General features: G+C 66.4%; 8 protein-coding genes. 5 read left to right on the top strand and 3 right to left on the bottom strand.

Going from position 1 to position 8026, the window contains the following annotated elements:
* Positions 1–1083 precede the first annotated feature (1083 nt).
* A complete protein-coding gene (locus tag MJ956_RS16550; protein WP_253965539.1) occupies positions 1084–1929 on the top strand; it encodes a hypothetical protein in 846 nt (281 codons plus the stop codon).
* Positions 1926–2300, top strand: a complete 375-nt coding sequence (locus tag MJ956_RS16545; protein ID WP_253965538.1) for a DUF2019 domain-containing protein — start codon at positions 1926–1928, stop codon at positions 2298–2300. Before MJ956_RS16550 ends, MJ956_RS16545 begins: the two co-directional genes overlap by 4 nt.
* 27 nt (positions 2301–2327) lie before the next feature.
* Here MJ956_RS16545 and MJ956_RS16540 read toward each other — a convergent pair whose 3' ends face one another.
* Both MJ956_RS16540 and MJ956_RS16535 read right to left on the bottom strand, forming a co-directional pair.
* Positions 2328–2618, bottom strand: coding sequence for a DNA-3-methyladenine glycosylase I (locus MJ956_RS16540; protein ID WP_256477916.1), 291 nt, complete (start codon positions 2616–2618; stop codon positions 2328–2330).
* Positions 2619–2658: 40 nt separating this feature from the next.
* Positions 2659–5304 carry an ATP-dependent helicase gene (locus MJ956_RS16535; protein ID WP_253965537.1) on the bottom strand — a complete coding sequence of 882 codons (2646 nt, stop codon included), beginning with the start codon at positions 5302–5304 and terminating at the stop codon, positions 2659–2661.
* Positions 5305–5535: 231 nt separating this feature from the next.
* Here MJ956_RS16535 and MJ956_RS16530 point away from each other — a divergent pair, with 231 nt between their 5' ends.
* Both MJ956_RS16530 and MJ956_RS16525 read left to right on the top strand, forming a co-directional pair.
* Positions 5536–6441, top strand: a complete 906-nt coding sequence (locus MJ956_RS16530; protein WP_253965536.1) for a dienelactone hydrolase family protein — start codon at positions 5536–5538, stop codon at positions 6439–6441.
* Between the two features lie 200 nt (positions 6442–6641).
* Positions 6642–7112: a chemotaxis protein CheW gene (locus MJ956_RS16525; protein WP_253965535.1), complete on the top strand. Its 471-nt coding sequence runs from the start codon at positions 6642–6644 to the stop codon at positions 7110–7112.
* Positions 7113–7123: 11 nt separating this feature from the next.
* On the opposite strand, the gene MJ956_RS16520 is transcribed toward MJ956_RS16525, so the two are convergent.
* Complete coding sequence (locus MJ956_RS16520; RefSeq protein ID WP_253965534.1) at positions 7124–7549, bottom strand: MerR family transcriptional regulator; 426 nt, start codon at positions 7547–7549, stop codon at positions 7124–7126.
* A 77-nt stretch (positions 7550–7626) separates the two neighbouring features.
* On the opposite strand from MJ956_RS16520, the gene MJ956_RS16515 reads away from it, so the two are divergent.
* A complete protein-coding gene (locus MJ956_RS16515) occupies positions 7627–8025 on the top strand; it encodes a mercuric transporter MerT family protein (RefSeq protein ID WP_253965533.1) in 399 nt (132 codons plus the stop codon).
* The last annotated feature ends 1 nt before the right edge of the window (position 8026 follow it).

The raw sequence follows: 8026 nt of genomic DNA, 5'->3' as shown, positions 1-8026 counted from the left end.
TTCCATGCCGACCTCCTGGCTATCGAGGGGGCAGTTCCTCATGGCGCCAGGGGGTCAGTTTGCCGTGTCGCCTGACAGCTGTTGTACTCTCCGAATCCTGCCACCTCCCTTCCTCCTGTTTCAATCGGTTTCTCTGTCCAACCCTTAAGCTTCGCGGCTTCCGCCGCCCCCGGCGAGGTCCATGCGCTGCCGGCTCCTGCCGCTCCTTGCGCGGTGTTCAAGCAAAGCAATCCGCATATGCCTCCGCGTCGGTCCCATTTTCCCCCGGGCACGGCCGTTCCGTCTCGCCGCGCGGCAATCGCCCTCCCCGCTGCAACGCCCGAGGCTTTGAGAACCGGCGCGAAAAAGCGCCTCCGCACCCGATCGGGTCGAAGCGTTGGATTTTCTGTCCCGCCCTTAAGCGTCGCCTTGCGGCTCGCTGGTGGGCCCCTGTTGCCGTCTCGTCTCGGACGAGACGAGCGGCGGGACGCCGGAGGCGAACCCTCCGACTGTTTTACGTCATGCGGTCCGCCTCCGGCATCCCGCGCGGCGTTTACCCAACCCTTCGACACGCAAACCCCGCCTCTTCATGGGTTCGTGTGCGCTGCCGGCTCTTCACGCCCCTGGCGGGGGCGTTCAAGCGGACCGATCCGCAGACCCCTCATTAGTGGGGGACGGTCCGGCGGAGCAAAGGGTCGTCCGGGCCGGGCCTTCTCCGGAAGAAGCCCCGTCGCGGACACCGCACCGCCAGGGATTTCTCCCCCTTGGCCCAACGAACGATCCCGGTGATCATTCGCGCCCGTTCCGTGGGCCGGCGGTGAGGGAAGTATGCGGGAGGCGGAAAGGGTGGGGAGAAAATTCTTGAGCGGGCGCGGGTTTGAGCAAGTACGCGGACCTCCCATCGCTCGTGGAAACATATGAGGCGCAGGCATCCAAACCGCGTCATTGTTGTCGCGGCGCCTCGTCGACGGCTTTGCAGATTAACTGAGCCTTTGATCACGGGAAAGGAGCGATATCTAGCCGCCTCGTATCCCGGTCAGTCCCCACCGAACTTATCCCCGTCGTTCGGCGGTCCCGTAGCATCGGGACGGTCGGTGGCGAGGGATGGGCATGGAAAGACGAGAGGCCAGAGAGGACAGTGCGGCAGCGGATATGCCGCTCGCCAGCTTGCGAGCCCAGATCGCCGGCCTGCGCCTTACCGTCGCGGCGCTGCGGCTGACCTCGCGGGCCGTCAAGGCCGGCTTCCGCCCGGGTCAGGAACGCCATCCCAAGGGCAGCGGGCGCATTTCCGGCCGCTGGCGGCGCGTCACCGGCCGCAAGCCTTTGCAGGTCGACATCCCCGGCCCGAAAAAGAAACCGATAGGGAGCGGTTCGCCCAGAACCCCACCCAAGAGCCGACGTCTAAAGCTGCCGAAACCCGGCATCGGCCACAATGGCGGCCCGCCGCTGGAAGACCCGCCGACGATTCCCAGGCAGGAACCGCCAACGCGGCGGCTCCGCCATATCGTGGTGAAGGCTGTGGTTCGCTTCGCCGCGCGCGCCTTGAGCCGCGGAGCAGCGGGTCCGATAGCGGTGTTGCTGACGGCGATCGATGTCGCACGGTGGATGCAAACCTACTATTCTTGGATCGAGGCCTATTTCGAGGCGCCGAAAACCCTTGCAGAACTCCAGCGAGGCGCGGCTCAAGGTAAACGCCACGGGTATGATATCCACCATATCGTTGAGGAGGATGCGGCCCTGAAGGATGGTTTTCCGGACTCTATGGTCAACGGCCCGAGCAACCTCGTGCGGATCTCGCGGCTGAAGCATTGGGAGATATCGGCGTGGTATCAACGGACCAATCCGAAATTCGGCCAACAGTCTCCGCGCCAGTATCTTCGAGGCAAGAGCTGGGAAGAAAGGCTACGGCTTGGCATCGACGCGCTACGAAATGCGAAGGTTCTGAAATGATGATCGTCCCCCAACTTACCGAGCTCACGGTCGACGACATCGTCCGAGAGTACATCGCGATCGGCCTTGCCCAGGACAGGGCGATAGAAGCGGACGACACCAGCACGTTCAATCGGCTGGCGCGTCGCCAGTTCGCGTATGAGAAAGAACTGAAGCTGCGTACCGGCGATCAGCGACGGGCGCTGATCCCGCTTCTCGAACATCCCAACGCGCAAATCCGGTTGAACGCGGCCCATGCGACGCTCGTCGTGGCACCACTCCTTGCGCGCGAGACGCTGGAAGCCGTCGCGGCGTGGGAGTTGGGACCGCAGGCTCTCGATGCGGGAATGGCGATTCAAATGCTCGACGACGGGCGGTTCGTGCCGGAGTGAGGCTCGCGGGCTACGGTGACAGCCGCGCTACCCCCGTCCTGGCCGCTGGAACGCGGCGCGCGCTTCCTCGCATTCGGCGCGCACGCAACAGCCCTCGACCTGGTCGTCGACGAAGCCCATCGCCTGCATGAAGGCATAGATTGTGGTCGGGCCGACGAAGCTGAAGCCGGCCTTCTTCAAGGCTTTCGACAGGCGCGTCGAGGCCGGCGTCGCCGGGTTTGCGGCAAGCCATGGGCCGGTGACGAAGGCCGGTCGCCCGGCGGCGGTCGGCTCATGCGCCCAGAGGAACGCGGCGCGCTCAATGTCGGATTCGTCCATCGCCGCCACAGTACGCCCTGGCCGTGTAGCGCCGCGCCCCTCACACCCCCTCGACAAACCCCTCCAGCACCCGCTTCTGGCCGGCCTTGTCGAAATCCACCGTGAGCTTGTTGCCCTCGACGCTCGCGACGGTGCCGTTGCCGAACTTTTGGTGGAACACCCGGTCGCCGCTGGCGAAGCGGCTGTCCTCGGCGATGACGGATTTCGCCACCAGTTCGCCCTCGATCTCGCGCGGGCCGCCCTTCCGGGCCGAGGCGTAGAGGCCGAACCCCTGTTTCGGCGGCTGGTTGTGGCCCCTGCCCGCTGCCGCGCCGGCGCGCGCGTTCGACCCGGCGCCGCCGCCATAGTCGATCTGCCGCGTGCGGCCGCCGGACCAGCCGTCGCCGCCCGAACTGCCTTTGCCCCCGGCAAAGCCGGCATTCGCCGCCTGGGCCCTTCGCCAGCCCGGCGTCTGGTAGGCGTTTTCCTGAAAGGCCGCGGCGCCATCCCAGCGCGAGGCGCCATAGCCGCCGTAGGTATTGGTGTTGGCTTCCATCACCTCGACATGCGCCTCGGGCAGCTCGTCGAGAAAGCGCGAGGGGATGGTCGACTGCCACAGGCCGTGGATGCGGCGGTTGGAGACGAACCAGATCTTGGCCCGGCGCTTGGCCCGCGTGATGCCGACATAGGCGAGCCGGCGCTCTTCTTCCAAACCGCTTCTGCCGCCCTCGTCCAAAGCGCGCTGATGGGGAAACAGCCCCTCCTCCCAGCCGGGCAGGAACACGGTCTCGAATTCCAGCCCCTTGGCGGCGTGCAGCGTCATGATCGAGACGGCGTCGAGATCGGCGTTCTGCTCGGTGTCCATGACCAGCGCGACATGTTCGAGGAAGGAGGCGAGCGACTCGTACTCCTCCATGGAGCGGATCAGCTCCTTCAAGTTTTCCAGCCGGCCCGGCGCCTCGGCCGAGCGGTCGGCCTGCCACATCGCGGTGTAGCCGGACTCCTCCAGGATCTGCTCGGCCAGCTCGGTGTGCTTGGTGGAATCCAGCAGCCCGGCCCAACGGACGAGGTCGGTGACGACGCGGCGCAGCGCGTTGCGCGGCTTCGGCTTCAGCTCTTCCGTCTCGACCATCTCGCCGGCAGCCGCGATCAGCGGGATTTCGCGGGAGCGGGCGTAGTCGTGCAGCAGGCGGATGGTGGCATCGCCGAGCCCACGCTTCGGCGTGTTGACGATGCGCTCGAAGGCGAGGTCGTCGGCGGGCTGAACGACGCAGCGGAAATAGGCCAGCGCGTCGCGCACCTCCATGCGCTCGTAAAAGCGCGGGCCGCCGATGACCCGGTAGTTGAGGCCCATGGTGACGAAGCGGTCCTCGAAGGTGCGCATCTGGAAGGAGGCGCGCACCAGGATCGCCATGTCGTTGAGGTCGTGGCTGTCACGGCGCTGCAGATCCTCGATTGCCTCGCCGATGGCGCGGGCCTCTTCCTCGGAGTCCCAGCCGGCATTGACCTCGACCTTCTGGTGCTCGGGGTCGGAGAAGTCGGTGAACAGCGTCTTGCCGAGCCGGTCCTCATTGTGGGCGATGAGGTGGGAGGCGGCGCCGAGGATGTGGGCGGTGGACCGGTAGTTGCGCTCCAGCCGGATCACGGTGGCGCCGGGAAAGTCCTTGTCGAACCTGAGGATGTTGTCGACCTCGGCGCCGCGCCAGCCATAGATCGACTGGTCGTCGTCGCCCACGCAGCAGATGTTGATCTGCTGCCTCTGATCTTCGCTCACGGCCGAGCGCTCGCTTCGCTCGCTGGCCTGCGCGGGCGCGGCCTCACCGGCCGACGGGCGTTCGCCCTTGCGGCCTGCGGCCGGGGCGCGTGTCTCTGCGATCGCGGTTGAGTCCCGCCGCGTCGGCCTTTGCGCCAGGAGTCGCAGCCAGAGATATTGCGCGACATTGGTGTCCTGATACTCGTCGACCAGGATGTAGCGGAAGCGCTTGTGATACTCGGCCAGAACGTCCGGGTGGGCGCGGAAGATCGCGATCGGATGCAGCAGCAGGTCGCCGAAATCGCAGGCGTTGAGCGATTTCAGCCGCGCCTGATAGGCGGCGTAGAGCTCGCGGCCCTTGCCGTTGGCGAAGGCGCGCGCGTCGCCCTCGGGAATGTCCTTCGCGGTCAGGCCCTTGTTCTTCCAGGCGTCGAGCATTTGGGCGAAGCCGCGCGCCGGCCAGCGCTTGTCGTCGAGATTTTCGGCCTGAATCAGCTGCTTGATCAGCCGGATCTGGTCGTCGGTGTCGAGGATGGTGAAGTTGGATTTCAACCCGACCAGCTCGGCGTGGCGGCGCAGGATCTTCACGCCGATCGAGTGGAAGGTGCCGAGCCAGGGCATGCCCTCGACCTGTTCGCCGACGAGAAGGCCGACGCGGTTCTTCATCTCCCGCGCCGCCTTGTTGGTGAAGGTGACGGCGAGGATCTGCGACGGCCATGCGCGACCCGTCGCCAGAATATGGGCGATGCGCGTGGTCAGCACCCGCGTCTTGCCGGTGCCGGCGCCGGCGAGCACCAGAACGGGCCCCTCGGTGGTCTCGACGGCGGCGCGCTGCTCGGCGTTGAGGCCGGCGAGATAGTCGGGCGCGCGGGAGCCACGGGCGGCCATGGCGCGGGCCGCGATGGAGCCGGCCCGGGGCGCGGCGGGGCCGGAAGGATCAAGGGAATCGGTCATCGCCCGCAATGTAATGAATCGGGCGCGGAACACTAGAGCGCCGTGCGTCCGTGCGGACGCACGAAGGACGCTCTAATACTTTGATTGAGCATCGGAATTACCCAAAAAACGGATTCCACTTTTTGGTCCGATGCTCCAGGGGAACGCCCCCGGGCGCGACCAGCGCGCCGCACTTCACCCGGCGCGGCGGTTGGGCTACGCTTCGACGAACCTGCGCAGGGAGCCACGACCATGGACGCCAAGACCCCCAAAACCCGCAATACTCCGACAATCACCCAGGCGATGATCGACGCCTATGACGAATACACGCATCTGACGCTGGACCGGCGCGGCTTCATGGCGAAGCTGACGCGGCTTGCCGGCTCGGCGACGGCCGCCGCCGCGATCGCGCCGCTGATAGGCGCATCGAAGGCGAGCGCCCAGATCGTCGACCCGCAGGATGAGCGGCTGACGACGGTGTGGGCGAATTTCCCCGCCGCCGGCGCCGAAATGAAGGCCTATGTCGCCAGGCCGAAGGACGCCGAGGGACCGCTCCCCGGCGTCCTCGTCATCCACGAGAACCGCGGCCTCAACGCCCATATCCAGGACGTGGCGCGGCGGTTGGCGCTGGAAGGCTTCGTCGCCGTCGCGCCGGACTTTCTGTCGATCGACGGCGGCACGCCGCCGGACGAGGACAAGGCGCGCGAGATGATCGGCGCGCTCGACGGCGACAAGACGGTCGAGCAGGCGGTCGCTGCGCGTGAGTGGGCGGCGAGCGAGGCCGGCACCAGCGGCCAGGTCGGCGCGGTCGGCTTTTGCTGGGGCGGCGGGCTGGTCAACAGCCTCGCGGTCGCCGACCCGGAGCTCGGCGCCGGCGTCGCCTATTACGGCCGCCAGCCCGACGCGGCGGAGGTCGCCAGGATGAAGGCGCCGATGCTGCTGCACTATGCCGGGCTCGACGAGCGCATCAATGCCGGCATTGATGCCTATCGCGCGGCGTTGGAAGAAGCCGGGGTGGAGCATGAGATCGTCGTCCATGAGGGCGTCAACCACGCCTTCAACAACGATACGTCGGCGGCTCGCTACGACAAGGAAGCGGCGGACCGCGCGTGGGAGACGACGGTGGCCTTCCTCAAGGAGCATCTCGGCGGGGCGTGACGGGTCGCCGCACGCCGCGATGGGCGCGACGCGACGCGGGCGAACGCGGCGCGGCGCGCCACCGGTCGCGGATTCGTGGCGTCGTTGACCCAATTTTAACCCTCGCCTGCCGCCAGATTGTTAATCCAAATGCCGTCTGGTCGTCGGATCGAATCCGTCGCTCGGCCGATCCCTGCCGCGACGCGTGGAGGGTGAAGGCGATGAAGACCCAGGACTATCACGACGGCGGCCCGCTCGAGGTCGTCGCCTTCCGTGTCAACGACCAGGAATTCTGCGTCCGGACGATTTCCGTCCGTGAGATCCGGGGGTGGTCGCAATCGACTCCCCTGCCCAATTCCTCACCCGACATTCTGGGCATGATCAATCTGCGCGGGACGATCATTCCCGTGGTCAGCATGGCCCAGAAGCTCGGCATGACCGCCGCGCCGCCGAATCCGCGCAGCGCCATCGTGGTGGTCGAGGTCCACGACACGGTTCTCGGCCTGCTCGTCGACCGCCTGTCCGACCTTTTGACCTTCGACGGCTCCACCATCCAGCCGGTGCCGGAAATGACCGGCGGCTACGACAAGAAATATACCGAAGGCATCATCGCGCATGCCGAGGGAATGATCTGCTTTCTCAATCTGGACCGGATGTTTCCCGAGGCCGCCAGGCTTGCGGCGGCGGCATAGAGCATCGCCGCTCAGACGTCGGCCGTCTGGAACAACGCATCCAGGATCGGGCAATCGGGCACATTGCCGCCCTCGCATTCCGCCGAGACCGCAACGAGCGTAACCTCCAAGCGCTTAAGGTCGGCGATCTTGGCGCGGATGCCGTCGATATGGCGGCGGGTCAGCGCCAGAACCTCGCCGCACGTCGTATCGCGCGCATCGGCGAGGCCCAGCAGGCCCCGCAATTCCTCGATCGAGAAGCCGAGTTCGCGGCCGCGCAGGATGAAGCCGAGCCGCGCCTGATCATCGGGCGCATAGAGCCGGTGACCGCCCTCTGAGCGTTCAGGAATGCCGAGCAGGCCGATCTTTTCGTAATAGCGGATCGTCTCGCTGTTGCAGCCGGCGCGCCGCGCCAGTTCGCCGCGCTTCAGGGTCGCTCGCGGAGCCGTGATCGCCATGGCGGAAAAAACCTCTTGAACCTGTAGTAGCTACAGATCGTAGATGTTGGTCCACCCGAAAGCGAGGGCCAGTCGATATGAGCGACACAACAGCCGAGATCGGAAGAAAAGACGCGCTGCCTGCCGCCCCGGAGCGGCGCGAGGGCTGGTTCGCGGGCGGCGGCGTCGTCGGCGCGGTGCTCGCCTCGTCCTGCTGCATCGCGCCGCTGGTTCTGGTCACGCTGGGCATCAGCGGAGCCTGGATCGGTAATCTGACGGCGCTGACCCCCTACCAGCCATATTTCGTCGCCCTGACGCTGGTGTTTCTCGGGCTCGGCTTTTGGCAGGTCTATTTCCGCCCGAAGGCGGCCTGCGCGGTCGGCGCCACCTGCGCCCGCCCCCTTGCCTCGGTCATCACCCAGAGCGCCCTATGGGTCGCCACCGTCCTGGTCATCCTGTCCATGACCAACTCTTGGTGGGCACCGCTATTTTATTAGG

The sequence above is a fragment of the Aurantimonas marianensis genome (assembly GCF_024195285.1).
GTDB classification, from domain to species: Bacteria; Pseudomonadota; Alphaproteobacteria; order Rhizobiales; family Rhizobiaceae; genus Aurantimonas; species Aurantimonas marianensis.
Note: the sequence above shows the minus strand (reverse complement) of the source record. Positions and strands in the feature narration are given on the sequence as shown.

Coding starts and splice junctions, on each gene's coding strand:
- MJ956_RS16545 (WP_253965538.1), top strand. CDS start 1,926: ATGATGATCGTCCCCCAACTTACCGAGCTCACGGTCGACGACATCGTC.
- MJ956_RS16550 (WP_253965539.1), top strand. CDS start 1,084: ATGGGCATGGAAAGACGAGAGGCCAGAGAGGACAGTGCGGCAGCGGAT.
- MJ956_RS16515 (WP_253965533.1), top strand. CDS start 7,627: ATGAGCGACACAACAGCCGAGATCGGAAGAAAAGACGCGCTGCCTGCC.
- MJ956_RS16520 (WP_253965534.1), bottom strand. CDS start 7,549: ATGGCGATCACGGCTCCGCGAGCGACCCTGAAGCGCGGCGAACTGGCG.
- MJ956_RS16540 (WP_256477916.1), bottom strand. CDS start 2,618: ATGGACGAATCCGACATTGAGCGCGCCGCGTTCCTCTGGGCGCATGAG.
- MJ956_RS16530 (WP_253965536.1), top strand. CDS start 5,536: ATGGACGCCAAGACCCCCAAAACCCGCAATACTCCGACAATCACCCAG.
- MJ956_RS16535 (WP_253965537.1), bottom strand. CDS start 5,304: ATGACCGATTCCCTTGATCCTTCCGGCCCCGCCGCGCCCCGGGCCGGC.
- MJ956_RS16525 (WP_253965535.1), top strand. CDS start 6,642: ATGAAGACCCAGGACTATCACGACGGCGGCCCGCTCGAGGTCGTCGCC.